The organism is Nocardioides sp., assembly GCF_964229035.1.
Lineage (GTDB): Bacteria > Actinomycetota > Actinomycetes > Propionibacteriales > Nocardioidaceae > Nocardioides.
Genome location: NZ_CAXRAZ010000065.1, coordinates 71217 through 97738 on the forward strand (window position 1 = coordinate 71217; position 26522 = coordinate 97738).

At 72.5% G+C, this 26522-nt stretch carries 22 protein-coding genes; 12 read left to right on the forward strand and 10 right to left on the reverse strand.

The window, feature by feature from the left end:
- The first annotated feature begins 21 nt into the window (after nucleotides 1–21).
- The gene (secA, locus tag ACERUN_RS18885; RefSeq protein ID WP_370291656.1) at nucleotides 22–2895 is read left to right on the forward strand and encodes a preprotein translocase subunit SecA; all 2874 of its coding nucleotides are present in this window, start codon (nucleotides 22–24) and stop codon (nucleotides 2893–2895) included.
- Between the two features lie 84 nt (nucleotides 2896–2979).
- Here secA and ACERUN_RS18890 read toward each other — a convergent pair whose 3' ends face one another.
- From ACERUN_RS18890 to ACERUN_RS18900, 3 genes are all read right to left on the reverse strand, one after another.
- Nucleotides 2980–4230 carry a hypothetical protein gene (locus ACERUN_RS18890; protein WP_370291657.1) on the reverse strand — a complete coding sequence of 417 codons (1251 nt, stop codon included), beginning with the start codon at nucleotides 4228–4230 and terminating at the stop codon, nucleotides 2980–2982.
- 89 nt (nucleotides 4231–4319) lie between these two features.
- Complete coding sequence (locus ACERUN_RS18895) at nucleotides 4320–4949, reverse strand: Rv3235 family protein (RefSeq protein ID WP_370291658.1); 630 nt, start codon at nucleotides 4947–4949, stop codon at nucleotides 4320–4322.
- On the reverse strand, nucleotides 4946–5893 hold the full coding sequence (locus tag ACERUN_RS18900; RefSeq protein ID WP_370291659.1) for a LysM peptidoglycan-binding domain-containing protein: 948 nt from the start codon (nucleotides 5891–5893) through the stop codon (nucleotides 4946–4948). Before ACERUN_RS18900 ends, ACERUN_RS18895 begins: the two co-directional genes overlap by 4 nt.
- Before the next feature lie 129 nt (nucleotides 5894–6022).
- Here ACERUN_RS18900 and ACERUN_RS18905 point away from each other — a divergent pair, with 129 nt between their 5' ends.
- Complete coding sequence (locus ACERUN_RS18905; RefSeq protein WP_370291660.1) at nucleotides 6023–6562, forward strand: hypothetical protein; 540 nt, start codon at nucleotides 6023–6025, stop codon at nucleotides 6560–6562.
- 42 nt (nucleotides 6563–6604) lie between these two features.
- Here ACERUN_RS18905 and ACERUN_RS18910 read toward each other — a convergent pair whose 3' ends face one another.
- From ACERUN_RS18910 to ACERUN_RS18930, 5 genes are read right to left on the reverse strand one after another with little or no spacing between them, the layout of a single operon-like run.
- Nucleotides 6605–6952 (reverse strand): sec-independent translocase, encoded by a 348-nt coding sequence (locus ACERUN_RS18910; RefSeq protein WP_370291661.1) that lies wholly within the window; start codon nucleotides 6950–6952, stop codon nucleotides 6605–6607.
- A 30-nt stretch (nucleotides 6953–6982) separates the two neighbouring features.
- Nucleotides 6983–8122 carry an Mrp/NBP35 family ATP-binding protein gene (locus ACERUN_RS18915; protein WP_370291691.1) on the reverse strand — a complete coding sequence of 380 codons (1140 nt, stop codon included), beginning with the start codon at nucleotides 8120–8122 and terminating at the stop codon, nucleotides 6983–6985.
- A gap of 50 nt (nucleotides 8123–8172) precedes the next feature.
- The gene (locus ACERUN_RS18920; protein ID WP_370291662.1) at nucleotides 8173–8766 is read right to left on the reverse strand and encodes a DUF1003 domain-containing protein; all 594 of its coding nucleotides are present in this window, start codon (nucleotides 8764–8766) and stop codon (nucleotides 8173–8175) included.
- The gene (locus ACERUN_RS18925; RefSeq protein WP_370291663.1) at nucleotides 8763–10031 is read right to left on the reverse strand and encodes a magnesium transporter MgtE N-terminal domain-containing protein; all 1269 of its coding nucleotides are present in this window, start codon (nucleotides 10029–10031) and stop codon (nucleotides 8763–8765) included. The genes ACERUN_RS18920 and ACERUN_RS18925 overlap by 4 nt, the downstream gene beginning before the upstream one ends.
- Nucleotides 10032–10077: 46 nt before the next feature.
- Complete coding sequence (locus ACERUN_RS18930) at nucleotides 10078–11967, reverse strand: alkaline phosphatase family protein (protein WP_370291664.1); 1890 nt, start codon at nucleotides 11965–11967, stop codon at nucleotides 10078–10080.
- 309 nt (nucleotides 11968–12276) lie between these two features.
- Between ACERUN_RS18930 and ACERUN_RS18935 the strand changes: the two genes are divergently transcribed.
- Genes ACERUN_RS18935 through ACERUN_RS18950 form a run of 4 tightly spaced genes read left to right on the forward strand, consistent with a single transcriptional unit; the run spans nucleotide 12277 to nucleotide 16402 of the window.
- Complete coding sequence (locus ACERUN_RS18935; protein ID WP_370291665.1) at nucleotides 12277–13470, forward strand: acyl-CoA dehydrogenase family protein; 1194 nt, start codon at nucleotides 12277–12279, stop codon at nucleotides 13468–13470.
- 24 nt (nucleotides 13471–13494) lie between these two features.
- Nucleotides 13495–14553 (forward strand): hypothetical protein, encoded by a 1059-nt coding sequence (locus ACERUN_RS18940; protein ID WP_370291666.1) that lies wholly within the window; start codon nucleotides 13495–13497, stop codon nucleotides 14551–14553.
- A gap of 11 nt (nucleotides 14554–14564) precedes the next feature.
- Entirely contained in the window at nucleotides 14565–16175 is a 1611-nt protein-coding gene (locus ACERUN_RS18945) for a hypothetical protein (protein ID WP_370291667.1), read from the forward strand.
- Nucleotides 16163–16402 carry a DUF6752 domain-containing protein gene (locus tag ACERUN_RS18950; protein ID WP_370291668.1) on the forward strand — a complete coding sequence of 80 codons (240 nt, stop codon included), beginning with the start codon at nucleotides 16163–16165 and terminating at the stop codon, nucleotides 16400–16402. The genes ACERUN_RS18945 and ACERUN_RS18950 overlap by 13 nt, the downstream gene beginning before the upstream one ends.
- Nucleotides 16403–16423: 21 nt before the next feature.
- Here ACERUN_RS18950 and ACERUN_RS18955 read toward each other — a convergent pair whose 3' ends face one another.
- Nucleotides 16424–17665 (reverse strand): endonuclease/exonuclease/phosphatase family protein, encoded by a 1242-nt coding sequence (locus ACERUN_RS18955; protein WP_370291669.1) that lies wholly within the window; start codon nucleotides 17663–17665, stop codon nucleotides 16424–16426.
- A gap of 184 nt (nucleotides 17666–17849) precedes the next feature.
- Here ACERUN_RS18955 and ACERUN_RS18960 point away from each other — a divergent pair, with 184 nt between their 5' ends.
- Nucleotides 17850–18884: a MaoC family dehydratase gene (locus tag ACERUN_RS18960; RefSeq protein WP_370291670.1), complete on the forward strand. Its 1035-nt coding sequence runs from the start codon at nucleotides 17850–17852 to the stop codon at nucleotides 18882–18884.
- A gap of 22 nt (nucleotides 18885–18906) precedes the next feature.
- On the opposite strand, the gene ACERUN_RS18965 is transcribed toward ACERUN_RS18960, so the two are convergent.
- Nucleotides 18907–19518, reverse strand: a complete 612-nt coding sequence (locus ACERUN_RS18965) for a DUF6174 domain-containing protein (RefSeq protein ID WP_370291671.1) — start codon at nucleotides 19516–19518, stop codon at nucleotides 18907–18909.
- Between the two features lie 176 nt (nucleotides 19519–19694).
- Between ACERUN_RS18965 and ACERUN_RS18970 the strand changes: the two genes are divergently transcribed.
- Genes ACERUN_RS18970 through ACERUN_RS18990 form a run of 5 tightly spaced genes read left to right on the forward strand, consistent with a single transcriptional unit; the run spans nucleotide 19695 to nucleotide 26519 of the window.
- A complete protein-coding gene (locus ACERUN_RS18970; RefSeq protein ID WP_370291692.1) occupies nucleotides 19695–21260 on the forward strand; it encodes an ABC transporter substrate-binding protein in 1566 nt (521 codons plus the stop codon).
- A gap of 1 nt (nucleotide 21261) precedes the next feature.
- Complete coding sequence (locus tag ACERUN_RS18975; protein WP_370291672.1) at nucleotides 21262–23292, forward strand: ABC transporter permease; 2031 nt, start codon at nucleotides 21262–21264, stop codon at nucleotides 23290–23292.
- A 1-nt stretch (nucleotide 23293) separates the two neighbouring features.
- Complete coding sequence (locus ACERUN_RS18980; protein ID WP_370291673.1) at nucleotides 23294–24166, forward strand: ABC transporter ATP-binding protein; 873 nt, start codon at nucleotides 23294–23296, stop codon at nucleotides 24164–24166.
- Nucleotides 24163–24870: an ABC transporter ATP-binding protein gene (locus ACERUN_RS18985; protein ID WP_370291674.1), complete on the forward strand. Its 708-nt coding sequence runs from the start codon at nucleotides 24163–24165 to the stop codon at nucleotides 24868–24870. Before ACERUN_RS18980 ends, ACERUN_RS18985 begins: the two co-directional genes overlap by 4 nt.
- Nucleotides 24867–26519, forward strand: a complete 1653-nt coding sequence (locus ACERUN_RS18990; RefSeq protein ID WP_370291675.1) for a choice-of-anchor P family protein — start codon at nucleotides 24867–24869, stop codon at nucleotides 26517–26519. Before ACERUN_RS18985 ends, ACERUN_RS18990 begins: the two co-directional genes overlap by 4 nt.
- The last annotated feature ends 3 nt before the right edge of the window (nucleotides 26520–26522 follow it).

Consider the following 26522-nt stretch of genomic DNA (forward strand, 5'->3'; position numbering starts at 1 on the left):
GACCCTGGGTAGAGTGGCCGGGTGCCAGTGATCATCGACAAGCTGCTCCGTATCGGCGAGGGCAAGATCCTCCGCCAGCTCGAGAGCATCGCGAAGGCCGTCAACGCCATCGAGGACGACTTCACGGCGATGTCCGACGACGAACTGCGCGGGATGACCGACGAGTTCCGCCAGCGTCTCGCCGACGGCGAGACCCTCGACGACCTCATGCCGGAGGCCTTCGCCACCGTGCGCGAGGCCGCCCGCCGCGTCCTCGGGCAGCGCCACTTCGACGTGCAGGTGATGGGCGGCGCCGCGCTGCACCTGGGCAACATCGCCGAGATGAAGACCGGTGAGGGCAAGACGCTCGTCTCGACCCTGCCCGCCTACCGCACCGCCCACGAGGGCAAGGGCGTGCACGTCGTCACCGTCAACGACGACCTGGCGAAGTTCCAGTCCGAGATGATGGGTCGCGTCCACCACTTCCTCGGGCTCACCGTCGGCGTGATCCTGCCCGAGATGCGTCCCGCCGAGCGGCGCGAGGCCTACGCCTGCGACATCACCTACGGCACCAACAACGAGCTCGGTTTCGACTACCTGCGCGACAACATGGCCTCCTCCATCGAGGAGTGCGTCCAGCGCGGCCACAACTTCGCCATCGTCGACGAGGTCGACTCCATCCTCATCGACGAGGCGCGCACCCCCCTCATCATCAGCGGTCCCACGCAGGACGAGGTCAAGTGGTACGGCGAGTTCGCCAAGATCGCGCAGAAGCTCACCAAGGACGTCGACTACGAGGTCGACGAGAAGAAGCGCACCATCTCGGTGCTCGAGGCCGGCATCACCAAGGTCGAGGACCACCTCGGCATCGAGAACCTCTACGAGTCGGCCAACACCCCGCTCATCTCCTTCCTGCACAACTCGATCAAGGCCAAGGAGCTCTTCCGCAACGACAAGGAGTACGTCGTCATGGAGGGCGAGGTGCTCATCGTCGACGAGCACACCGGCCGCATGCTGGCAGGGCGTCGCTACAACGACGGTCTGCACCAGGCGATCGAGGCCAAGGAGGGCGTGAAGGTCCGCGAGGAGTACCAGACCCTCGCCACCGTCACGCTGCAGAACTACTTCCGCCTCTACGAGAAGCTCTCGGGCATGACCGGCACGGCCATGACCGAGGCCTCCGAGTTCGACAAGATCTACAAGCTCGGCGTCGTCCCGATCCCGACCAACCGCAAGATGCAGCGCATCGACCAGCCCGACCTCGTCTACCGCACCGAGGAGGCCAAGTACGACGCGGTCGTCGAGGACATCGCGGAGCGGCACGCCACCGGGCAGCCGGTGCTCGTCGGCACCGTGTCGGTCGAGAAGTCGGAGTACCTCTCGCAGGCCCTGCGCAAGAAGGGCATCGCGCACTCGGTGCTCAACGCCAAGGTGCACGCCGAGGAGGCCAAGATCGTGGCCATGGCGGGCCACAAGGGCGCCGTCACCGTGGCGACGAACATGGCCGGTCGAGGCACCGACATCATGCTCGGCGGCTCGGTCGAGTTCCTCGCCGACCAGGAGCTGCGCAAGCAGGGCCTCGAACCTTCCGGCGAGACGGCCGAAGAGTACGACGCCGCTTGGCCCGCGATGCTCGAGAAGATCCGCGAGCAGGTCGAGAAGGAGCACGACGAGGTCAAGGAGCTCGGCGGCCTCTACGTGATCGGCACCGAGCGCCACGAGTCGCGCCGCATCGACAACCAGCTGCGAGGTCGATCGGGTCGTCAGGGCGACCCCGGCGAGAGCCGCTTCTACCTCTCGCTGCAGGACGAGCTCATGCGGCTTTTCAAGTCCGACTGGGTCGACCGCGTCCTGCTGATGCTCAAGATCCCCGACGACGTCCCGATCGAGAACAAGCGCGTCACCAACGCCATCGCCAACGCGCAGGGCCAGGTCGAGTCGCAGAACTTCGAGTCCCGCAAGAACGTCTTGAAGTACGACGACGTGATGGACCGCCAGCGCAAGGTGATCTACGGCGAGCGGCGTCAGGTGCTCGAGGGCGTCGACCTCGAGGAGCAGATCCGCACCTTCATCGACGACGTCGTCGCCGGCTACGTCGAGGGCGCGCTGGACGACTTCTCCGAGGAGTGGGACCTCGAGCAGCTGTGGACCGACCTCAAGCAGTTCTGGCCGGTGTCACTGTCGTGGAAGGACCTCGTCGAGGACGCCGGCTCGCAGGCCGCGCTCGAGAAGTCGGACCTCATCGAGCAGCTCAAGGCCGACGCTCACGCCGCCTACGACCGCCGCGAGGAGGAGGTCGGCGAGGAGGTCGCGCGCGAGCTCGAGCGTCGCGTGCTGCTCTCGGTCCTCGACCGCAAGTGGCGCGAGCACCTCTACGAGATGGACTACCTGCGCGAGGGCATCTACCTGCGCGCCTACTCCCAGCGCGACCCCCTCGTGGAGTACCAGCGCGAGGGCTTCGACATGTTCACCGCCATGATGGACGGCATCAAGGAGGAGACGGTCGGATTCCTCTTCAACCTGGAGGTCCAGGTCGAGGAGGAGGAGTTCCACTACCACCCCGACGGCACCCGCCACGCGGGCCCGATGCACGAGGGTGCGCTCGCCGAGCCCCCGATCGGCCTCGGTGCCGGTGGTGGCGTCGACCTCGGCTCGATCTCGCAGGGGCTGGCCCCCTCCGCGCCGAAGGTCAGCGCCAAGGGTCTCGACCTGGCCAAGCCGGCCCAGCTCGCCTACTCCGCGCCCGACGAGACGGGTCACGAGGAGGTGCGGCGCGGCACCGCGTCGTCCACCGACGACAGTGTCGACGAGGTGGGTCGCAACGCGCTGTGCCCCTGCGGCTCGGGCAAGAAGTACAAGCGCTGCCACGGCGCCCCCGGCGGCCCGAGCGGGCTGACCACGCGCGTCAACGGCTGACCCGGCGCCGCGCACAGAGCACAACGCGAGAGCCCCCTTCCGCCAGCGGAAGGGGGCTCTCGTGCCCGTGGGGACCCTGCGCCCTCAGCGCAGGGTCATCGCAGGCTCGCCGTTGACGAGGCCGTTGGCACTGCGCACGCACGAGCCGCCGCGGGGGGTGCCGGCGTTGTAGGCCTGACGCACGCAGCTGCGGACGGCGAGCTGGCCCCAGTAGTTGGGGTGCAGCGACTCCTGGATGTAGTAGGGGCTGCTGCCCGCCGTGGTGATGGTGCGGATCTGGTTGACCCACTCGGTGCGGTCGACGGCGCCGGAGCTCCGCCAGCTCGCCAGCCCGACCTCCTCGTAGAGGCCGACGCCCGTCTCGCAGAGCCGGCGCCCGTTCATCGTCGCGGCGAGATCGAGGACCTTCGCGTTGGCGATGCCCGCCTGGCTGATCGCGCCGGTCACGGCGCCGTTGATCGTGGGCAGCGCGGTGGTGTTGGCCCAGGTGGCGTCGGCGTCCCAGAAGCCGCAGCCGCCGGTGTTCTGGCGGGTGTAGCCGCTCTGGCTGTAGCGCAGACCTCCGCCGCTGGGCAGAGGCGAGGGGTAGGTCTGCACCAGCATCGTCCACTGACCGTCGCTGTAGCCGGCGTTGCGCATCGCGGTGCGCACGTTCGTCAGGGCGCCGGCGATGCGCCCCCGCACGGCCGCGACGTTGGCGCTGGTGAAGTTGGCGGTCACGCTGCTGTCGTCGTTGCAGTAGTCGCGCCACCACGAGGGCGAGAGCAGGAAGTCCTGCACGCACTGCTGCACGACGCCGGCAAAGCCGAAGTCGTTCCCGCCGATCGAGACCGCGACCATCCGCACGTTGTGGGTGCTGGCGAAGGTCTGCAGCGCCCGTGCCTGCCCGACGCCTGCGGTGCCGCTGTAGAAGTCGAGCCCGGGCTTGAAGTAGTCGCCGGTGGTGGTGGCGGTGGTGGCGCCCGAGCAGGCGAGGTTGAGGCTGCTCACGCCGTTGCCGATGTGGATCTCGGCGCTGCGGGAGCGATGGCACCGCTCGATGGCCTCGCCCGTGCCGGTGGCGTTGTCGTTGTAGGCGCTGGCCCCGAGTGCGTCGGCGCGGGCGGAGGAGTCGTTGGAGGAGCCGGCCCAGCGCCCCGCCTCACCGGAGATGTAGGAGTCGCCGACCGAGACCACCCAGGGGGTGCCGGCCCCGGGACCGTCCGCCCTGGCGGGGGACGCGCCGAGCGGGGTCAGGGCGGCGGTGGCCGCGACAGCGGCGGCGAGTCCGGCTGCGCGGCGCAGACGGCGAGGACGACGGGGGACGGGAAGAGCCCGAGAGGTGTGATCAGCCATGGTCGCACCGTAGCGGCCCGAACGTGACCTGCGTCACCCCCTTGCTGCTTCGGGGTGGGGTGGATCCGACGGCGTCTGGTGGCGGGCGCTCAGGCGAAGTCGGCCGCCGTGCAGATCCAGCGCTGCTGACGGCGCTCGAAGCGCAGGGCCACGGCACGCGAGCGGGGGCCGTAGCGCACGTGCACACCGCACTCGACGACGTCCTCGGACAGGAAGCAGGTGCGCACGCTGTGCACCCGCGGCCGCACGGGCTGCACGCGGGCCAGGCCCGGCTGGTGCCCGCCCGCGAGGGCGACCAGGTGGGCGCGACGGCGCAGGTCCTCGTACACCGTGGACGACGTCCAGCGCACGAGCTGCGTGACGGGGCGATCGCCGCCGACGATCTCGACCGCGGCCTGCGCGAAGCGGTGGGTCCACTCCTCGATCGTGCGACGCAGGCGGGCCTCCACGCCGACCACGTCGGCGCCGACGCGCGGGTGCGCCGGCCGCGGCGGCAGCGGGCGGGGTCGGCGGTGCGTCGTCTCCGCGGGTCCGGGCGAGGAGTCGGGACTCGCCGGCGCCGGCCCGCCGTCGTCCGATGCCTCGGGTGCGCTGTCGGGGGCGGGCTCCTCCGGCGGGCCCTGCCGGGGCAGGAGGGCCAGGGCCAGCGAGCCCTGGGTGGAGGCGACGGGAGCGGGGGCGCGGAAGGGGAGCAGCAGCGGTTGCGGCAGGGCGGTCATCGGTCCTCCTGGGGTGCGACGGGCGTGGATGGGGTGATCGGGTCGGCCGGAGGTGTCGGGAGCCGCAGGCGCTGACCGGGGTGCAGCAGGTCGGGGGAGCCGGCGAGGCGATCGGCGTTGAGCTCGCGCAGGCGCACCCAGTAGGCCCCCACCTGCGACGGCGCGGCGTGGCGCTCGGCCAGGCGCCACAGCGAGTCACCCGGCGCCACGGTGACCTCCCGGGGCGTCGGCGCGGGCGCCGCAGGCCGCGGTGACGGAGGGTGGGAGCGATCGCCGCCGGTGCTGCCGGGCCGCTCGGGGTGTGCTGCCGGGCTGGCCGGTGCGCCGGGCGCTGCGGGCCGCACCGGCGGCCGAGCTGACGAGGGCGGGGTCGTCGACGGCGCCGCGGGCACCAGGGTGCGCGGGGACGTCGAGGGCGCCTGCTGCTCCGGCGCCGGTGCGAGGCTCGGTGCCGCGGCGGGCTCGGGTGCCGCGGCCCGCTCGGGCAGCGGCAGGCCGACGAGTCGACGCGGGTCCAGAGGCTCCAGCTGCTCCGCCGCCGCTGCGGCGCCGCTCCCGATCTGCGTCGGTGTCGCGGCCGGGCTCGCGCTCGGGGCGCCGGGGAGCTCGGCGGCACCGGCGGGCGCGGCCAGGCCGACGCCGCTGAGAGCGGCCACCCCGCAGGCGGCCAGCAGCCAGCGCTGCGGGCCGGGGAGCCGTCCGGTCGCGAGCGTGCCGGCGAGGTCACGGCGCAGCAGGTCGGCGGCGAGCAGGCTGAGCGCCAGCAGGGCAGCGATGCTCAGGAGCGAGCACGCGCGCACGCAGAGCGTGGCGAAGTCGCCGGGCTCCTGGCCCAGCAGCGCGAGCGCTCCGGGCCCGAGGGCCGTCGTGGCGCCGATCGTCGTCGCCGTGCTGGCGGCGGCGAGCGCCAGGAGGCGACGGCGTCGCCAGACGTGGTCGATCATCCCGAGATCCCTCACGAACCATGCGTTTGATTGCGTTTGACTCAGCATGGATCGATTCGAGACGCATCGCAACCGCTCTTCCCCAGGCCCGCGTGAGGCCGGCCGGTCGGTCCGTGCGAGGGTGGAGGCATGGGTTGGGAGAGCGAGCTGTTCGCGCTGTTCGACGACCTCGAGGCCCAGGCCTCCTCCCTCAGCGCCACCGAGCGCCTCGCCGAGCACGTCGACCGCAGCCGCGCCGAGTATCAGACCGTGTCGCTGGCGGGCCGGCTCATGGCAAGCGTCGGCTCCGAGGTGTCGGTGCGTCTGAACGGGGTTCCGGGGGCGGTCGGCGGCGTGTTGGAGCGGGTCGCCGACGGCTGGCTGCTGGTGGCGGCCGGCGACGTCGACTGGATCGTGTCAACAGCGGCGGTCAGCACCGTGCAGGGCGCCTCCGTGCGTGCCGTGCCCGAAGCGGCCTGGTCACCGCTGACCCGGCTCGGTCTCGGATCCGCGCTGCGCCGCATCGCCGAGGCGGGGGAGGAGTGCGTCGTCCACCTGATCGGCGGCGACCGCCTCGAGGGCTTCCTCCGGCGCGTCGGGCAGGACTTCTGCGAGCTGGTCGAGGGCGAGGACCGGCGCGTCCAGCTGGTCGCCTTCAGCGCCCTCGCCGCGGTGCGCTCGCACGGCTGACCGCCAGGCCGGGGCGGCGAGCCGGCCGGAGGACGGGAGCGCTCAGGTGGCGTCGTGGTCGAACGGCGGGCGCTCGCCCGGGCTCAGCGGCCCGGGCGAAGCGACTGAGGGCCGGTCGTTGACGGCGTCGTCGATCTCGTCGATCTCGGCCATCGCCTCGGCGATGTGCTTGCGCACGATCGCCCGTGGATCGAGGTCGGTGAGCTCGAGGTCGGAGTACTCCGGCCCGAGCTCGGCGCGCAGCTCGTCGCGGGCGTTGGTGGCGAACCTGCGCAGCTGGCGCACCATCTGCCCCGCCTGACGAGCGACGTCGGGCAGCTTGTCGGGGCCGAAGACGATGATCGCCAGCACCATGATGACGGCCAGCTCACCGAACCCGATCCCGAACATGCGTCCTCGCCCGCTCTCGCCCGCGCCGGATCAGAACTTGCTGGTGGGCGTCAGGCCGAGCTGCAGGCCGGCGAGGCCGCGGCCGCGACCGCCGAGCCGCTCGGCGATGCCGGCGAGCTCGCGTGCGGCGGGGGAGTCGGGCGCAGCCTCGACGATAGGTCGACCGGCGTCACCGCCCTCGCGCAGCGCGACGTCGATCGGGATCCGGCCAAGCACCGGCACGTCGTAGCCAAAGCGCTGCGAGAGCGTGGCTGCGACGCGCTCGCCGCCGCCGCTGCCGAAGATCTCGAGCTTCTCCTGCGACCCGTCGGGGTTGGTGTGGAGGTAGTAGCTCATGTTCTCGACGACGCCGACGACGCGCTGGTGCATCATCGAGGCCATCGTGCCTGCCCGCTCGGCGACCTCGGCGGCGGCCTCCTGCGGGGTCGTGACCACGACGACCTCGGCGCCCGGCAGGTGCTGGCCCATCGAGATCGCGATGTCGCCCGTGCCCGGAGGCAGGTCGAGGAGCAGCACGTCGAGGGCGCCCCAGTAGACGTCGGAGAGCATCTGCACGAGGGCGCGGTCGAGCATCGGGCCGCGCCAGGCCACCACCTGGTCGCGGCGCGGCTTGAGCATGCCGATCGAGATCACCGAGACGCCCGAGGCGGTGGGCACCGGCATGATGAGGTCCTCGACCTGGGTGGGGCGCGCATCGGCCACGCCGAGCATCGCCGGCACCGAGTGGCCGTACACGTCGGCGTCCACGAGGCCGACCTTGCGGCCCTGGCGCGCCAGCGCGAGCGCGAGGTTGACCGTGACCGACGACTTGCCCACGCCGCCCTTGCCCGAGGCGATCGCGAAGACCTTGGTGAGGTTGCCGGGCTGCGCGAACGGGATCTCGCGCTGCGCCTGACCGCCGCGAAGGGTCTCGTGGAGCCCCTGGCGCTGCTCGGCGCTCATCACGCCGAGCTCGACCCCCACGCGGACGACGCCGGGGATCGCGCTCACTGCTGCGGTCACGTCGCGGGTGATGGTGTCCTTCAGCGGGCAGCCGGCCACCGTGAGCAGCGCCTTGACCAGGACCTCCGCGCCGCCGTCACCGGCGGAGATGTCGACGGCGTCGACCATGCCCAGCTCGGTGATCGGGCGCTTGATCTCGGGGTCGTTGACCTTGGCGAGGGCGGTCATGACCTGCTCGGTGCTGACCGTAGGCTGCGGGTGGCTCACGCTGGTCGAGTCTAGGCAGTGCTCGGTCGGGCGTCGTCGTCGCGGTCGCGGTGAGACGCCGCACCCCGCTCCGGCCCGCCTTCCTGGCGGTCCTTCTCGGCCTTCTCGGCCTTCTCGGCGCGCTCGTCACGTTCGTCGAGGTCGGCCAGCAGACCGCGCAGCTCCGAGCGCAGGAAGTCGCGGGTGGCCACCTCGCCCACCGACATCCGCAGCGAGGCGACCTCGCGGGCGAGGAACTCCATGTCGGCGTGGGCGCGGGCGTCGGCCTGGCGGTCCTGCTCGGCGATCACCCGGTCGCGGGCCTCCTGGCGGTTCTGGGCCAGCAGGATCAGCGGGGCGGCGTAGGAGGCCTGGAGGCTGAGCATGAGGGTGAGGAAGATGAAGGGGTAGTCGTCGAAGCGGAGGTCGTCGGGCGCGGCGAGGTTCCACGTGACCCAGCCGACGACGAACAGCGACATGTAGATGAGGAAGGTCGCCGTGCCCATGAAGCGGGCGAACTGCTCGGCGAACACCCCGAAGGTGTCGGCGTTGTAGCTGGGACGCCGCACCAGCTGGCGGCGCTCCTCGCGCGGGGTGTCGAGGCGCTCGCGACGCGGCTCGCTCATCGTCGTCCGCTCGTGCGGCCGGGGGCGCGGTCGCGCCAGTTGGCGGGCAGCATGTGGTCGAGCAGGTCGTCGACCGTGACGGCACCGAGCAGCCGGCCGTTCTCGTCGACCACCGGGGCCGCCACCAGGTTGTAGGTGGCCAGGTGCGCGGCCACCTCGTCGGTGCTGGCCTCGGGGCGCAGCCACTCCAGCGAGTCGTCGAGCGCGCCGGCGACGAGGGTCGACGGCGGCTCGCGGAGCAGGCGCTGGATGTGGGCGACGCCGAGGAGCTTGCCGGTGGGCGTCTCCAGCGGCTGGCGGCACACGTACACCAGCGCGGCCAGGGCGGGGGTGAGCTCGGGGTTGCGCACGTGGGCCAGGGCGTCGGCGATGGTGGCGTCGGGCCCGAGGATCACGGGCTCCGAGGTCATCATCGCGCCCGCGGTGTCCTCGACGTAGCTCATGAGGCGCCGCACGTCCTCGGCCTCCTCGGGCTCCATCAGCTCGAGCAGGATCTCGGCGGTCTCGGGCGGCAGGTCGCGCACGAGGTCGGCGGCGTCGTCCGGCGACATCTCCTCGAGGACGTCGGCCGCGCGCTCGGAGTCGAGCCCCTTGAGGATCTCGACCTGGTCGCTGTCGGGCAGCTCCTCGAGGACGTCGGCGAGCCGCTCGTCGTCCAGGGCGAGGGCGACGGCCGTGCGCCGGTCGGGCGGGAGGTCGTGCAGGACGCTCGCGGCGTCCGCGGGGCGCATCTCGTTGAGTGCCGCGGCGAGGTGGGTGGCGCCCTGCCGCTCGTCGGTGCGCGTGAGCCCGCTGACGTCGCGCCACTCCACCACGTGGGTCTGCCCGCGGCGTCGGAACCCCTTCGACGGCTCGCGCACCGCCACGCGGCACAGCACCCAGTCGCGGTTGCGCGCCGGCTCCATGGCGACGTCGTAGACGGTGCCGCTCACCACGGTGCCCGCACCGACCGTGATCGTCACCGTGCGGTCGAGCATCTGCCCGATCACCAGCGTCTCGGTGGAGCGCTGCTCGAAGCGGCGCATATTGAGCAGGCCGGTGGTGTAGACGTGGCCGGCGTCGATGTTGGTCACCCGGGTCATCGGCACGAAGATCCGCCGTCGACCGAACACCTCGGCCACCATGCCCAGCACGCGGGGCTGCGTGCCCTCGGCCCGCATCGACACCACGAGGTCGCGCACCTTGCCCACCTGGTCGCCCTGCGGGTCGAAGATGGGCAGCCCCACCAGTCGGGCCGCGAAGACGCGGGACGGTGTGGCGCTCACGGGTCCACCGTAGCGGTGGGCCTCGGCGTCGTCGGACGAGCCGCGCTCAGCGGCCGAAGACGTCGAGGCTCAGCGCGGTGTTGTAGGTGCTGCGCGGCACCACCGGCAGGGCGAGTGCGCTCTCGACGAGGTTGGCCACGTCGCCCGTGCGCAGCGGACGACGCGAGGTCGCGTTGTTGCGGGGGTCGGTCCAGGCCGGGTTGAGCCGGTAGAGGTCGGCCTTGCCGATGCCGCCGCCCCACACCGCGAGCGGCACGCCGTAGCCCTCGCTCGCGGGCGCCCCGGTGGTGCCCGAGGTGAGGATCACCATGGTGGACGTGGCGGTGGCGGCGTCGCTCCTGATCGTGCGCAGGATCGCGCCGACGCGCCGGTCGAGCGCCGCGACGGCCCGGAAGTAGGCGGTGCTGCGCCAGCCGCGGGCGGCGCCCGCCTGGAGGGCGTCGTTGAGCTGCACCACGGTGAGGGCTGCGGGGCCGCGGCTGAAGCTGCGCTGGGTGGCGGAGACGACCGCGGGGTCGGAGCCGATCAGCCGCGAGGTGATCTTGTTGCGGCCGTTGTCGGGTCCGTAGGAGTCGCGTCCCGCCGAGGCGCCCGCCCAGGTACGCGGCACGATCGCGCTGCGCGGGTCGCCCGAGTAGAAGGCGGTGCGCAGGCCCAGGTTGTGCGCGATGTCGAAGACGCTGGAGACGTACTGACCGGCGGTGCGGTGCACCGTCGTGCGCGGATCGCGGCTGGTGGCGACGCCGTGCCCGCCGGAGGCCCGCCGCACCGTGCGGCCGGTGAGGAGGCTGATGGTGTTGGGCAGCGCGAGCCGCGATCCGACGTCCGAGCGGGCCTGCAGCGTGGACGCCGAGCGGTCCAGCAGCGCGGCGATGTTCGGGGTGCGCGTGCGGCTGATCATCCGCGAGCGCAGCCCCTGCGCGTCGATCACCACGACACGGCGCACGCCGGCCGCGCGGGCCGGCTGCGGGGCGATGGTGGCGGTGGCGTGGATGACCGGGTGGTCGGTGGTCACCTTGACGTAGTCGTCGCGCAACGCCTCGTACCCGCTCCAGGCGATGTCGGGGGTGCCCATGATCCAGTCGATCTGCACCGGCCTCGCCGGCTGGCACGCGCCGCCGGGCACGTCCTCGTGGCGGCCGCCGGAGGCCGACTCGAGCTCGGTCAGGTAGGTGACGGGGCAGTAGAAGCGCTCGCGGTCGTTCATGTCGCCGGTGAAGATCACCGGGATGCTCGGCGTGGCTCGGCGCAGCCTGTTGACCAGCGCTGCCTGGATGCGCTCGGAGGCGTCGCGCCACTTCTGGGCGTCGCCGCGGGTGTTGGAGGGGTTGTGGGTGTTGGTGAACCACACCAGCTGGCCGGTGTGGTTGTTGCGCAGCTGCACCAGCGGACGCGGCCGGGTACGCCCGTAGAAGTAGGGCGTGGTGTAGGTGGTCTTGACGACCGCGGTCCAGTCGGCGGTGCGCCAGCCGAGCGAGCTGAAGGTGCCGTCCTTGACCGTGCGGCCCGGCCAGGTCTGCCAGGCGCCGCGGGTCACTGCGGTGAAGCGGTCGAACTGGACCGGCTCCATCTCCTGGAACCCGGCGAGGTCGATGCCGAGGCGGTCCAGCAGCTTCACGGCGCGCACGGTGCGCACCGGTCCGCTGTCCATCGACTCGTTCTTGCCGCCCGCGACGGTGTGGCTGTTGCCCAGCAGGTTGAACGTGGCCACCTGGAAGGACGTCGGGGTCGCGCTGCGGGCGCTGACGCTCGTGCTCCCCGACCGGGCCGCGCTCTCGCTCGCGCTCGCCAGGCCGGTGCTCCCCGCAGCGCCGAGGGTGCCGGCCGCCAGCGCCGCGGCGGTCGCGAGGGTCGCCAGCCGGCGCCGACTCGCGGGGCCCCGTCGCAGGCGGGGAAGGGCGGTGCGGAGGAGGCGGTGCGGACGGGCAGGCGTCATGACGACACTCCGAATCGGGTCGGATGTACGCGATCTGAGAACACGTGTGGTGGGATTGCTGGCGATCAGTGTGACTGAAGTGACTGCTGCGGTCCACCGGCCTCGGCGTGTCGCGCCCTCGGATGGCGGATCCTTGGTGGTAGGCGAGCACGTCGTCGGCGCTCCTCGGTCGGATCGCGGCGGTGCCGACCCGGCCCGCGCCGGGTGTCGCATCCGTCACGTCCAGGAACGCGGCCAACCCTCGCCGTCCGTTGTGACCAGCCGGTAACATCGGCTTGTCCCAAGACTTGCTGAGGAAGTGAGAACCCGATGGGCCGCCTTGCGCAGACCGACGACCTGACCGACGTCCAGGAGGAGATCCTCAAGGCCGTCCGTATCTTCACGGACGAGCAGATCATCCCCGTGGCCCAAGAGCTCGAGCACGCCGACGAGTACCCGACCGACATCATCGAGGGCCTCAAGGAGCTCGGCGTCTTCGGGCTCATGATCCCCGAGGAGTACGGCGGCCTCGGCGAGTCGCTGCTCACCTACGCCCTGTGCGTGGAGGAGATCGCCCGCGGCTGGATGAGCGTCTCCGGCGTGATCAACACCCACTTCATCGTGGCCTACATGATCATGCAGCACGGCACGGAGGAGCAGAAGCAGAAGTACCTGCCCCGCATGGCCACCGGCGAGATCCGCGGTGCCTTCTCGATGTCCGAGCCGGGCCTCGGCTCCGACGTCGCGGCCATCTCCACCAAGGCCACGAAGCTCGACGACGGCAACTACTCGATCACCGGCCAGAAGATGTGGCTGACCAACGGCGGCTCGGCCAACCTCGTCGCGGTGCTCGTGAAGACCGACGAGGGCGCCGACACCCCCTACCGCAACATGACGACCTTCCTCATCGAGAAGGAGTCCGGCGTCGGCGAGACCGCCCAGGGCGTCACCGTGCCGGGCAAGATCGACAAGATGGGCTACAAGGGCATCGACACCACCGAGCTGGTGCTCGACGGCCACATCATCTCCGCCGACCAGGTGCTCGGCGGCGAGCCCGGCCAGGGCTTCTTCCACATGATGGACGGCGTCGAGGTCGGTCGCGTGAACGTCGCCGCCCGCGCCTGCGGTCTCGCGATCCGCGCCTTCGAGCTCGGCGTCAACTACGCCCAGCAGCGCAAGACCTTCGGCAAGCAGATCGCCGACCACCAGGCCGTGCTCTTCCGCCTGGCCGAGATGGCCACCAAGGTCGAGACCATCCACACGATGATGGTGCGCGCCGCCCGCCTCAAGGACACCGGCCGCCGCATGGATGTCGAGGCCGGCATGGCCAAGATGCTCGCCTCGGAGTACGCCAACGAGGTCGTGGAGGACTCCTTCCGCATCCACGGCGGCTACGGCTACTCCAAGGAGTACGAGATCGAGCGCATCATGCGCGAGGTCAAGTTCATGCTCATCGGCGAGGGCACCAGCGACATCCAGAAGATGATCATCGGCCGCGCGATGCTCAAGGACTACAAGATCTAGTCCCCACCTGCGAGGCTCCTCGCCATGGCGGGTCGGATGTGGTGGCACATCGGCCTGCCCAAGACCGGCACGACCTATCTGCAGGACGTGCTGTGGTCGCACCGCGACACCCTGGACGCGGCCGGGCTGCACGTGCCCGGCCGCGTTCGTCGTGAGCACCTCTGGGCGAGCCTCGAGGTGATCGGTGCCGACCTCGCCGACCGCGACCCGCGAGCCCGCGGTTCCTGGCCACGGCTCGTGGACGACGCCGGCGCCGCCCTCGCGCGCGGGCGCGACGTCGTCCTGAGCCACGAGTTCGGGTGCGCGGCGTCCACCGCGCAGGCGCGGCGGGCGCTCGACGACCTCGAGGGGCTGCCGGACGCCGCGGAGGTCCACGTCGTCCTCACCGCCCGCCCGGCCGCGGCGGTGCTCGTGAGCGGCTGGCAGGAGCAGGTGAAGAACGGTGCCGCCCTGGACCTGGTGGCCGCGGCCCGGCAGGACGCGCTGACCTTCGGGTGGCGCGCGTGGGACCTGGCCGGCGTGCTCGAGCGCTGGTTGTCCGCCGTGCCCGCGGAGCGGCTGCACGTGGTCACGGTGCCGGCGGACGGCTCGCAGCGCCCGGCCGAGCTGTGGCGTCGCTTCGCCTCGCTGGTCGACGTGGCGGACGCCGACGTCAGTGCGCCGCCGACGCCGGCCAACGTGTCGCTGGGGCTGGTCGAGCTGGAGCTGCTGCGCCGCATCAGCCCGCACCTCGGTGCCTTCCGCGGGAGAGCCGTCGACCGCGGGCGCTGGTTGCGCGGGGTGCTGGCCGAGGAGCACCTGCGCTCGGCGGCCGCCGGAGGCCCTCCCGCCGCGGCCGCACTGCCCCCCGACCTGGCCCGCGACTGCGCGGCGCGCACCCGGCGTGCGCGCCGCCTCATCGAGGACGCCGGAGTGTCCGTGGTCGGCGACCTGGACGACCTGCTGCCCTCGCCCACACAGGCGCCGCGACCCGAGCCCGAGCCCGTGGACGACGCCGCGCTCCTCGACGCGGCTGGGCGCCTGGTGGCCTCGCTGCTCGCCGAGCTGCGCGTCCGCGACGGTGACCGGGAGATGAACGGATAGAGTCCCGCCTCGTGGCAGCGACCGATCGGCGACCCGACGCCCCGATCAGCGCGCTGGTGGTCGACGACGACGGGCTGCGCATCGAGGGTCGTGGCGACTTCGCGGTCAACGTCGTCTTCGGGGAGCAGCGGGTGCTGTCGTTCTGGCTCGAGCGCGACACGGTCGCGCGCGACGGCACGCGCTTCTTCGCCTGGCCCGCCCAGCTGAAGCGCTTCCTCAACGGTGCGGTGACGGTGTCGCTCCGCTCGCCGGTCGACGGCTCGACGTGGATCAGCGCCGACGCCGTGCTCGGCGACGGGCAGGGTGTCGTGGCCGTGGTCGACGGCCAGGGCCGGCCGCTCGGCATGGACAAGAGCATGAAGCTGCACCGCCTCTTCGGCGACAGCGACCGCACGGCGATGGAGCCGCTGGCGGCTGCGCTGGACGACGTGCTCGCGGCGCTGGAGCGGGCCGGCGTCCAGCCCTTCGTGGCCTACGGCACGCTGCTGGGCGCCGTGCGCGACGGCGACTTCATCGGCCACGACTCCGACGCCGACATCGGGTACGTGTCGCAGCACGCGCACCCCGTCGACGCCATCCGCGAGTCCTTCGCGCTGCAGCGGCGCCTGCTGGCGATGGGGTACCGCGTCCAGCGCTACAGCGGGCTCGGGCTCAAGGTGCTCGTGCGTGAGGGCGAGAGTTCCTGGCGCGGCCTCGACGTCTTCGGCGGCTTCCTGCGCGACGACATGCTCTACCTCATGGGCGAGGTCGGCCACCCGTTCCGCTCCGAGTGGCTCCACCCCCGCGGCACGGCACGGCTCGGGGAGCGGGAGGTGCCAGTGCCCGCGCAGCCCGAGCACCTGCTCGAGGCCATGTACGGACCGTCCTGGCGGGTGCCCGACCCGGCCTACAAGTTCACGACGCTCGTCTCCACCCAGCGTCGTCTCGACGGCTGGTTCCGCGGCCTGCGCACCGGTCTCGAGGTGCGGTGGCGCCGCTTCCGGGCTCGCTCCGAGCCCGTCGCGACCGCGCCCAGCACGTTCGCGGCCTGGGCCCACGCCCAGAGTCCGGCCGGCGCCTGCTTCGTCGACGTCGGCTGCGGTCGCGGCCTGGACGTCGTCTGGCTCGCCGAGCGCGGCGATGCCGCCCGCGTGGTCGGGCTCGACTACTTCGCACCGGATCTGCGCCTGGCCGAACGTGGCGTGGGCGCCGCGGCCGGCGAGGGGCGCGTCGTCCGCGACCGGGTGGAGCTGACCTGGCTGAACCTGGCCGAGATCCGCTCGGTCATGGAGACGATCGCCCGCCTCTCGCGGACCCCGGGGCCGAGGGTGGTGCTGGCGCACCACGTGCTGGACGCCACCGAGGCGCACGCGCGGCGCAACTTCCTGCGCCTGGCGCGGGTCCTCACCCGCGAGGGAGGCCGGTGCTTCCTCCAGGTCCAGGTCGCGCCCACGGCGCGCAGCAGGGCCTGGAGGCTGCGTGCGCTCGATCGCGACGAGCTCGCCGCGCTCATCGCGGCCGCGGGCGGCACGATCGAGCACGAACTGCTCACCAGCGAGCTGGAGGTCGGCCTGGCCGACCCCGAGGACGAGGGCGCCGCGGCGCCCGCGATCATGAGGATGGTGGTGTCATGGCATCGGTGACCCGTGTGGTCCGCAACCGGCTCGGGGGCGGCGAGATCGCCGAGCTGCGCGAGCGGGTGGCCTCGCTCGAGGCCGAGGTGCAGGAGTGCCGCCAGCTCAACATCCGTCTCGCGGAGCTGTGCGACGTCGTGGCCGAGCTGCTGGTGCCGATGGCCGAGCGTGACGAGGCCGCGACCGCTGCGGCGCTCGACCGCTTCCGCGCCGAGCTGGGTGACCCGACCCGCTGAGGCGTCCGCCGCGACGCCCCGTCAGCTCGCGCGCTGGCGCGGGCAGAACCAGATCGACCCCTTGGTGGAGGGGCGGATCTGGCACTTGCTGGCGGTCTTGGGGGCCGGCAGCGTGGCGGTGGAGACGATGATCGGGTGGTCGCTCAACCGGCGGTCGCGGATGCCGTAGTCGGCCACGTAGTCGCTGAGGGTGACGCCCTTCGAGCCGAGGATCCAGTCGATCCAGACCCGCCGGGGGAGGATGCAGCGGCCGTTCTCCGTGCGGGTGCCGTCGGCGGAGACCATGCCGCTCTGCGCGGTGAAGGGGCACCCGAACTCGGCGCGGTCGTTCATGTCGCCGGTGAAGATGACCGGTGTGCCGTCGGCGCCGAGCTCGCGCGCCAGACGGGCCTCGATCGCGAGTGCCTGCGCGCGGAAGCGCGCGGCCGGGCCGTGGACGTCGGCCGGGTTGTGGAAGCTGCCGATCCAGATGCGGTGCCCGGTGGTGCGGTGGCGCAGCAGCACCTGCGGCATGCCTCGCGGGCGTCCGCCGAAGTAGGGGATGTCGGTGACGCGCTTGTCGACCAGTTCCCACACGTCGCTGCGCCAGATGATCGAGTTGTCGGCGAGCAGCGGACCCATCGTGTCGCCGGGGAAGATGTCCCAGCTGCCGCCCACCGCACGCTCGAAGGCGCGCACCTGCGGCACCTGGAACTCCTGCATGCCCGCGACGCTGATGCCGTATTGCTGCAGCGCCTGGATCTGGCCGGGGAGCCGCTGCAGGGCGCCCGGGTAGCCGCGACGCTTGCGCGGCCCGCTCGTGTGGCTCGCGCCGAGCACGTTGAAGGAGGCCACCTTGAAGGAGAGGTCGACGCTGGTGGGCGGGGCGTCGACGAGCACCAAGCCCTTCGGCGCGAGCTCGCGTGCGATCTCGGCCGGGGTGGAGGCCTGCTGGCGCGCGCGACCGGCGACGAGGCCGCCGTCGCCCACCTGGCCGGCCACGTCGGTGCTCGGACCGTCGGTGGCCGCGGCACCCGGTGCCGGGGTGAGCGCCGGCGACACCGCGGCCGGGGGAGCGGGGGCCGCCGCGGGGACCGTGGGGCTCTGCCCGGCGGTGACGGCGACGACGACCAGCGCGGCCAGCACGGGGATGCCGATGAGGGCTTCGAGGACGCCGCTGCGAGCGCTCAGGCGACGACGCGGCGTGTCAGCAGGGGCCGATGGCGTGGGTCCGGGGTCGCCCGGCAGGTCGTCGTCGTGCGGCGTCCGCCCGCCCTCGTCCACGCTCGCTCCCGTCGCGCCCGATCGATGCTGTGCGCTCCCTCACAGCCGGTCCGAGAAGTCTAACCGCCGGGGCGGGCCCGTTCGGCCGGTATGGCCGGACGCAGGCGCTCGGCTCCTCACGGGCCGGTTCTCTCCAGCCGGACCTCGCGCGGCCCGGCGACCGCGCCGCGGCACAATCGTGGCCATGAGCAAGACGAACCCGGGCAACTTCTTCGAGGACTTCGCGCTGGGCCAGGTGATCGAGCACGCCACGCCGCGCACCGTCACCGAGGGCGACCGGGCCGTCTACGGATCGCTCTACCCCACGCGCTTCGCGGTGCCGTCGTCCGCGGTGTTCGCGGCCTCCGTCGGGCTCGACCCGCACCCGGTGGAGGAGCTGATCGCCTTCCACATCGCCTTCGGCAAGACCGTGCCCGACGTCTCGCTCAACGCGGTGGCCAACCTCGGCTACGCGGAGTGCCGGTTCCACCGTCCCGTCGTGCCCGGCGACACGCTGCGCACGAGCTCGGAGGTCATCGGGCTCAAGCAGAACTCCAACGGGCGCAGCGGCGTGGTCTACGTGCGCTCCACGGCCACCAACCAGCGCGGCGAGGTCGCCCTCGACTGGGCGCGCTGGGTGATGGTGCACAAGCGCGACCCCGACGCGCCGGCGCCCGAGACCGTCGTCCCCGATCTGGCGCCGGCGGTCTCCGCCGACGACCTGGTGGTGCCCGAGGGTCTGGACTTCAGCGCCTACGACTTCGCTGCGGCCGGCGAGCCGCACCGCTTCGACGACTACGAGGTCGGCGAGCGCATCGACCACGTGGACGGCGTCACCCTCACCGACTCCGAGCACCAGCAGGCCACGCGGCTGTGGCAGAACACCGCGAAGGTGCACTTCAACACCGAGGCCCGCCCCGACGGCAACCGCCTCATCTACGGCGGCCACGTCATCTCGATGGCGCGGGCGCTGTCGTTCAACGGGCTGGCCAACGCCCAGCTGATCGCGGCCATCAACGCGGGCGCCCACACCTCGCCCGCCTTCGCCGGCGACACGGTGTATGCCTGGTCGGAGGTGCTCGACAAGGCCGAGACGGCGGCGCCGGGCGTGGGCGCGCTCCGCCTGCGCCTCGTGGCCCGCAAGGGTCGCGACGAGTCGATGACCCTGCGCGGCGACGACGGCAAGTACGCCGACGGTGTGCTGCTCGACCTCGACTACTGGGCGTTCGTGCCCCGCTGAGCAGCTGGGCCGCTGGGCCGCGTCAGCGCACGACGACCTTGCTGATCGTGTAGGTGATCTCGTCGTCGGTGGCGTAGCGCACCGGGTCGATCGACACCGAGGTCGGCGCGACGCTGCTGTCGGGCCAGGCCACCGTCACCCGGCCGTCCTTCGGCGTGCCCTTGGCCGCCTGCTCGTTGGCGCGGTCGATGACGTCCTGGATGGTCAACCGGGCGACCTCGGGGACGACGTCGGGGTCGATGCTCTGCCCGGTGTCGGGAAGGTCGACGAGGCGAGCCGCCGCCACCTCGCCGTCGCGCACCCGGATGCTGACCGAGCCGAGCACCGGGCAGTAGCACTGCAGGCCGAGCACGTAGTCGTAGTCGCGCGGGGCGAAGGCCGGGTAGGTGGCCCCGGGAGCCACGCTCGTCGGGGCGCCCGTCGGCGATCCACCGCCCGTGGACGACGGTGCGCTCGGCGTGTCCTCGGTCGTGTCGCCGGCGGTGCCCGCGGTGTCGCGGGCCGCCCTATCGGTGTCGCCGCTGCCGCAGCCGGCCAGGCCGGCCAGCGCGGCCAGGCAGGCGAGGGTCGCCGCGGCGAGCGGGAGCCTGCGGGCGAGGGAGGAGCGGGCTCGGTCGGGGCGGGGGGTCGGCACATCACTCATGATGCTCCGACGTGCGGAGCACGAGGCAGGTTCCCCCTTGCGCAGAACTGAAACTTGTTCCAGTTTTGTTCTCGGCAATGCGTGACCCCGGTCACATCATGCCGTTAGAGTCATAGAGGTCTCATCGAGACTCCCGGCTGCTCCCGAAGGGAATCGACTTGTCCGTCGTGCGTCTCGCCCGTCCTGCGCCCGCCGTCCGTCCCCGCTCCGCGCGGGCCGCTCGCACCGTCCGGGTGCGCGCGGCACGGGTGGCGGCGGTCTCGCTCCTCGCGCTCTCGCTCGCGGCCTGCGGCTCGCAGCTCGACCCCGGCACCGTGTCCCGGGCCAACGGCACCTCGCTCGTCGGCGGGGCCGAGGGCCAGGGGGGTGCCGTGGGAGGAGTCGCCGACGGCGGCGCCGTGGCCGACCCGTCCGCGGCCGGCGCGGACGCCGGTGCCGGAGGTGCCGCAGGCGATGGCGCCGCGGCCGGTGGCGGTGGGGCGTCCGGCGGCAGCGGGGCAGCGGGTGGCTCGGCGGGCGGCGCGGCCCCCGCGTCGTCCTCGGGTGGGAAGGGTGCGACCTCGGCCACCGGCGGCGTCAAGGCGGGTTCGTGCGCTGGCTTCGCCAACCAGAAGGGCATCACCGACAAGACGATCACGCTCGCGAACGTCGCCGACATCTCCGGCCCGGTGCCCGGCATCTTCGAGGCCACGCAGCAGGCGGCGCGCGCGTACGTGGAGTACTTCAACGCGACGAGCAGCATCTGCGGGCGCAAGCTGCAGCTGACCACCCTCGACTCCCGGGCCGACGCCGGCGCCGACCAGCAGGCGTACGTGAAGGCCTGCGACAGCGCCTTCGCCGCGGTCGGCTCGATGTCGGCCTTCGACAGCGGCGGCGCGGCCACCGCCAACAACTGCGGCCTGCCGGACCTGCGCGCGGTGTCGGTGAACCCCGAGCGCCAGGCCTGCAAGACCTGTTTCGCGGCCTACGCGATCCGCACCAACCTCATCCCGACCTCCGCCTCCGGCTTCCTGGCCAAGAAGTTCCCGCAGGCGGTGAAGAACGCCGCGGTGCTCTACATCAACGCCGGCGCCGCTGTGGCCAACGCCCGCTCCCAGGCGGCCGGCTACGAGAAGGGCGCAGGGTGGAAGGTCACCTACCTGCAGGGCATCGACGTCGCTGAGTTCAACTTCGCCCCCTACGTGCAGCAGATGAAGGCCAAGGGCGTGCGGGCGGTGGCCTACCAGGGCCCCTACCAGAACAGCGTGAAGCTGCAGCAGGCCATGCAGCAGCAGGGCTTCAAGCCCGACTTCTTCCTGCAGGACCCCACGATCTACGACCAGCGCTACCTGCAGCAGGCGGGCAGCCTGGCCGAGGGCTCCTACATCTACGCGGCCAACGACCTGTTCGAGAACAAGAACAACAAGGAGATCCAGCTCTACCTGAGCTACCTGCAGCAGGTGAAGCCGGGCGCCATCCCCAACTACTACGGGCTCTACGCGTGGTCGGCCACGCGCCTGTTCGTCGAGAAGGCCCTCGCGCTCGGCGGCAAGCTCAACCGCGCCTCGCTGGTGCAGGCGGTGCGCGGCACGTCGAAGTGGACCGGCAACGGCGCTCACACCGCGATGAACCTCGGCACCTCGAACACCCCGTCGTGCCTCAAGGTGGCGCAGTACAAGGGTGGACGCTGGCAGCAGGTCTCGCCGGGCGATTACATGTGCACCGGCGTCGTCGACACCGGGATCGGCCGCTGACATGAGTGCGCTGTTCTCGTTCACGCTGCTCGGCCTCTTCACCGGCGCCGCCTACGCGATCATGGCGAGCGGCCTGGTGCTCACCTACACCACGACGCGCGTGTTCAACATCGCGCACGGCGCCTTCGGCATGGTGCTCGCCTTCACTTTCTGGGACTTCACCCAGCGTCAGGGCATCCCCACCCCGCTCGGGCTGCTGCTCGTGCTCGGCGTGGTCGCCCCCGCCATCGGGTTCGTCATCCAGCGCTTCGTCACCCGCGGCCTCGGTGAGGGGCCGGTGTCGGTGGCGCTCGTGGTCACCGTCGGCCTGCTCGTCGGTCTGATCGGTCTGGCCCAGCAGATCTGGCCGCCCGAGCCGCGGGTGCTCCTGCCCTTCTTCCCCGAGACCGGCTGGCAGGTCGGCAGCACCTTCATCACCGCCCACCAGGTCATCACGATCGCCTGCTCGATCGCGGTCGCGGGCGGTCTCTACCTGCTCCTCAACCGCACCCGGGTCGGCACGGCGATGCGGGCCTCGGTCGACAACCCCGACCTCCTGCGCTTCTTCGGTGGGCGGCCCGACACCGCCGCCGCGCTCGCGTGGGCGATCGGCATGTCGCTCGCGGCGCTCGGAGGCATCCTGCTCACCCCGGCGGTCGGGCTCGACTACTACGCCCTCACCCTGCTCGTGATCAACGCCTACGCCGCGGCGATGCTGGGCCGCCTGAAGAGCCTGCCGCTCACCTTCGCCGGCGCCATGGGCCTCGGCGTCCTCGAGTCGCTCGCGGTGGCCTACCTGCCCACCGACGGCTTCTGGTCGACCGTGCGCCCCGTCATCCCCGCGCTCTTCCTCTTCGCGATCGTGGTCGGCATGCCGCAGGCCCAGCTGCGCATCGGCCAGGTGAAGGGCATCGTGGCGGCCCCCGTGCCCTCGGTGCGCCGCTCGGTCGGCTGGGGCGCGGTGCTGTTGGTCGGGGCCTTCGTCGTCATCGGCGCGGTCTCGCGCGCCGACGTCCTGCTCATCGGGGTCGCCGCCACCTACGCGATGGTCATGCTGTCGCTGGTCCTCCTCACCGGCTACGGCGGCCACGTGTCGCTCGCGCAGTTCACCTTCGCCGGCGTCGGCGCGCTGGCCTACGCGCGCCTCGACGAGCCGAACCTGCTGGGCCTCGGGCTCGCCGCGCTCATCACCGCCGCCGTGGGGGCGCTGGTGGCCCTGCCGGTGCTGCGGCTGACCGGGCTCTACCTGGCGCTGTCGACGCTCGCCTTCGCGGTGCTGATGGACAAGATGATCTTCCAGGCCGAGTTCGCCTTCCGCTTCAACGGCACCCTGGCCACCGAGCGACTCTCGGTGCTCGGGGTGCGGATCGGCAGCGACGCGGCCTACGTGTGGTTCATGGTGCTCGCCTTCGTCGCCATGGCCCTGCTGCTGCTGTGGCTGCGCCGCGGCGCCCTGGGGCGGCTGCTGATCGCCATGCGCGACAGCCCGTCGGGTTGCGGCACGCTGGGGCTCGACCTGCGCTGGTTCCGGGTGGGTCTGTTCTCGGCCTCCGCCGCGATGGCCGGCCTCGCCGGAGCGCTCTTCGCCGGTCTGCGGGGCACCGTGGGCGCGGCCGACTTCCTCTACTTCCAGTCGCTGCTCGTGCTGCTGCTCGCGGTGGTCTTCGGCGTCACCTCCGTCACCGGCGCCCTGCTGGGCGGCACGGCGCTGATGCTGCTTCCGGTGTGGCAGAGCTCGGCCCCCGAGCTCGCGGGCCTGCTGTTCGCCGTCCTGGGCTTCGGTGCCGTGCTGCTGGGCCGCGACCCCAACGGCATCGCCAACAACCTCTTCACCCTCGGACGACGCCTGGGCGCCCGGTTCGCGCCGGGACTCGAGGAACGACTCGGCGCCCGGCTGCCGTCGCTCGGCGGTCTGCGCTCGTTCGGTCGCGGCGAGGTCGGCTCGCCGACCCCGGCCCGGTCGGTCGACGACCCGACCGCGCTCCCGGCCGTCGGCGCCCACCGGCGCGACGACGACGTGCACACCACCGTGCTCGTGAAGGAGGTGGGCTGAGATGGCCGCACCCGCACTGCACCTGGGTGACCACCGACTGCCCCGCATCGGCCTGGGCGTGCGCACCGGCGGTCGCCCCGATCCGCACGCGACGCTGCTCGAGGTCGACGACGTGGTGGTGCGCTTCGGCGGCGTCACCGCCGTCGACCACGCCTCCTTCAGCGCCGAGGCGGGTCGCATCACCGGTCTGATCGGCCCCAACGGGGCCGGCAAGACCACCTGCTTCAACGTGATCACCGGCCTGCAGAGGCCGACCTCGGGCGCGGTGCGCCTCCAGGGTCGCGACGTCACCTCGTGGCCGGTGCACCGGCGCGCCAAGGCCGGCATGGGACGCACCTTCCAGCGGCTCGAGGCCTTCGGCTCGCTCACCGTGCGCGACAACGTGCGGGTGGCGTGCGACATCGCCGCCGGCCCGTCGTCCTGGTTGCGCCGGCGCACCACGGACGTCGAGATGCTGCTCGACCGCGTCGGCATCACCGAGCACGCCGACGAGCGCGCGGACGCCGTGCCCACCGGCGTGGCGCGGCTCCTCGAGCTCGCCCGGGCGCTCGCGCGCGATCCCCGGCTGCTGCTCCTCGACGAGCCGTCGTCCGGTCTCGACGAGAGCGAGACCGACGACTTCGGCATGCTGCTGCGCGAGCTCGCCGACGACGGGGTGGCGATCGTGATGGTCGAGCACGACATGGACCTCGTGATGGGAGTCTGCGACGCCATCCACGTGCTCGACTTCGGTCGCGTGATCGCCAGCGGTGACCCCTCGATGATCCGCACCGACGCCGCGGTGCAGCGCGCCTACCTCGGTTTCGCCGACGAGCAGGCCGACGGCACCGACCCGACCAGCGACACCAGCCAGATGGAGGCCGTGGCCCCGTGAGCGTCCCGATCCTCGACGTCGTCGACGTCCACGCCTCCTACGGCCGCATCGAGGTGCTGCGCGGCGTCGACCTCACCGTGCCCAAGGGGGCGGTGATGGCGCTCCTCGGCCCCAACGGTGCCGGCAAGTCGACCCTGGTCAAGGTGATCAGCGGTCAGAAGCAGCCCACGTCGGGCGACATCCACCTGGGCGGCGTCCACGTGCGCGGGGCGCGCCCCGACGACCTCGCCCGGGTGGGCCTGTGCACGGTGCCCGAGGGCCGCTCGGTCTTCCCGAACCTCACGGTGGAGGAGAACCTCACGCTGATGTCGTACGCCGGCGTGCCGACCTCCGCGATCCTCGAGACCGCCTACTCCTACTTCCCGCGGCTGCACGAGCGCCGTCGTCAGCTGGCCGGCACGATGTCGGGCGGTGAGCAGCAGATGCTCGCGATGTCGCGGGCCCTGGCCTCCGACCCCGCGCTCCTGCTGCTCGACGAGCTGTCGATGGGTCTGGCGCCCCTCATCGTCGACGAGCTCTACGACACCGTGGCCCGCATCGCCGCCAGCGGCGTGACGATCCTGTGCATCGAGCAGTTCGCCCGCACCGCGCTGCGCGTGGCCGACTACGCCGCGGTGATGGCGGGAGGGCGGGTGGTCGCCACCGGCGAGCCGGGGGAGATCCTCGAGACGATGGCCGACGTCGTGCTGGGCGGTGCCGCATGAGCGCGTGCTCCTGCCCGCGCCCCGCCCCCCGTGGACGACGCGCGCGGCTCGCCCTGCTCGGCGGGGTGCTCGCCTCGATGGTGCCGGTGGTCACCGCCACCACGCCGGCGGTGGGCGCCGACGGCTCGGGGGCGGCCTTCGGCGGCTTCACCACGACGGCCACCGCCACCCCGATCCGGGTCGAGATCTTCGAGCCGAGCATCCCGATCCCCGTCGACGCCGGCAAGGCCCAGGTCGAGCTCAATCTCGGCTACGCGAAGGTGCGGGCCGATTCCGGCCAGAGCACCGGGCGCTCGAGCCTGTTCTGGCCCGGCGACCCGGTGGGCGAGGGCCTGAAGACCTTCGCCGAGCAGCTGGGCTTCCCGCCCTCGCCGCTCACCGACGGCGGTTACCCCGTCCAGGTCAACGCCCAGTTCCCGGGTGACACCCCCACCCAGGCCGACGAGCGCATCCCCGGCTCCATCCAGCGCACCACCGCCGGCGACCGCACCGCCATCGCCGAGACGGGCTTCTCGCCCGACGGCGCCGTGCGCGGGCCCGACGCCGACGACGACGGCAAGGGCGCGCCGGGCGGGGCCAACCCGCTCAGCGGACTCGCCGACCAGCTCTCCGGGCTCCTCAGCGGCGGGCTCGGCGGCCTGGGCGGGCTGGGCGGGCTGGGGGGCGCGCCGTCCTCGGCCGCAGCCAACCCGCTCGCCGCCCTCGTGGACGCCGACGGCTACGTGGCCGTGAGCCGCATGGACGCCTCCAAGGGGCCGGTCGTGGCGGCCTCGCGCGCGACGCTGGGCGAGGTGCGCCTGCTGGGCGGCCTCATCACCCTCGGCGGTGTCGAGACGGTGGCGCGGGCCAGCACCGATGGAGCGAAGGCCACGACCGGCGGTTCGACGAAGTACGGCACGTTCGCGATCGCGGGGCAGAAGTTCTCGATCGGTCCCGACGGCATCGAGAGCATGGGTGTGCTGACCCCGATCCCCGGGCTCAAGGATCTTCCGGCAGCGGCGCTCCAGCAGCTCGGTGTGACCATCGAGGCGCCCGAGAAGGTGCGCGAGGTCGCCGGCGACCAGGGCACGTCCACCTCGGAGGGCATCCGCATCACCATCGACCTGAAGACCCTGGCCCCGCTGCTGCGGGCCCTGCCGACCTCCGTGCTCGGCGACCTGATCCCGGCGGAGGCGGGGCCGCTGCGCGGCATCGTGTCGGGACTGTCGAACCTCTCGCCGCGCATCGTCATCACCCTCGGCTACGCCCAGGCCGTGGTCGACACCGTCCCGCCCATCGCGCCCCCGGCCCCCACACCGCCGGCGCCCGTGCCGGCGGGCGGGGCGCCGGTCGCCGCGGGCGGTGCCGCCGCCGGCGGCGGCGGGGCGATCGGCGTGCCGACCACCGTGCCGGGCGCGCCCGCTCCCGCGGGCGCCGTGCCCGCCGCCACCGCCGGTGGCGGCGACGTCGACTCGCTGGTCGACGCCGCCCCGCGCAGCGCTGGCCTCCCCGAGCTCGCCTCGATCCCGACCCTGCTGCTGGTGGCCGCCTTCGCCGGCGCCGCCTTCGCCGGCACCTGGCTGCGCCGCCTGGGCGTCGCGGCGCTCGGTGGCGGCGCCCCCTGCTCCCACGGCCTCGCCAGCGGCCTGCCCGACCTCCGAAAGGCCTGAACC

Bases quoted from the DNA above. Each gene is read 5' to 3' on its own strand.
- ACERUN_RS18915 (WP_370291691.1), bottom strand. From the start codon at position 8,122: ATGACCGCCCTCGCCAAGGTCAACGACCCCGAGATCAAGCGCCCGATC.
- ACERUN_RS18890 (WP_370291657.1), bottom strand. From the start codon at position 4,230: ATGGCTGATCACACCTCTCGGGCTCTTCCCGTCCCCCGTCGTCCTCGC.
- ACERUN_RS18930 (WP_370291664.1), bottom strand. From the start codon at position 11,967: ATGACGCCTGCCCGTCCGCACCGCCTCCTCCGCACCGCCCTTCCCCGC.
- ACERUN_RS18895 (WP_370291658.1), bottom strand. From the start codon at position 4,949: ATGACCGCCCTGCCGCAACCGCTGCTGCTCCCCTTCCGCGCCCCCGCT.
- ACERUN_RS18940 (WP_370291666.1), top strand. From the start codon at position 13,495: ATGGCGGGTCGGATGTGGTGGCACATCGGCCTGCCCAAGACCGGCACG.
- ACERUN_RS18900 (WP_370291659.1), bottom strand. From the start codon at position 5,893: ATGATCGACCACGTCTGGCGACGCCGTCGCCTCCTGGCGCTCGCCGCC.
- ACERUN_RS18975 (WP_370291672.1), top strand. From the start codon at position 21,262: ATGAGTGCGCTGTTCTCGTTCACGCTGCTCGGCCTCTTCACCGGCGCC.
- ACERUN_RS18910 (WP_370291661.1), bottom strand. From the start codon at position 6,952: ATGTTCGGGATCGGGTTCGGTGAGCTGGCCGTCATCATGGTGCTGGCG.
- ACERUN_RS18920 (WP_370291662.1), bottom strand. From the start codon at position 8,766: ATGAGCGAGCCGCGTCGCGAGCGCCTCGACACCCCGCGCGAGGAGCGC.
- ACERUN_RS18990 (WP_370291675.1), top strand. From the start codon at position 24,867: ATGAGCGCGTGCTCCTGCCCGCGCCCCGCCCCCCGTGGACGACGCGCG.
- ACERUN_RS18905 (WP_370291660.1), top strand. From the start codon at position 6,023: ATGGGTTGGGAGAGCGAGCTGTTCGCGCTGTTCGACGACCTCGAGGCC.
- ACERUN_RS18960 (WP_370291670.1), top strand. From the start codon at position 17,850: ATGAGCAAGACGAACCCGGGCAACTTCTTCGAGGACTTCGCGCTGGGC.
- ACERUN_RS18980 (WP_370291673.1), top strand. From the start codon at position 23,294: ATGGCCGCACCCGCACTGCACCTGGGTGACCACCGACTGCCCCGCATC.
- ACERUN_RS18950 (WP_370291668.1), top strand. From the start codon at position 16,163: ATGGCATCGGTGACCCGTGTGGTCCGCAACCGGCTCGGGGGCGGCGAG.
- ACERUN_RS18935 (WP_370291665.1), top strand. From the start codon at position 12,277: ATGGGCCGCCTTGCGCAGACCGACGACCTGACCGACGTCCAGGAGGAG.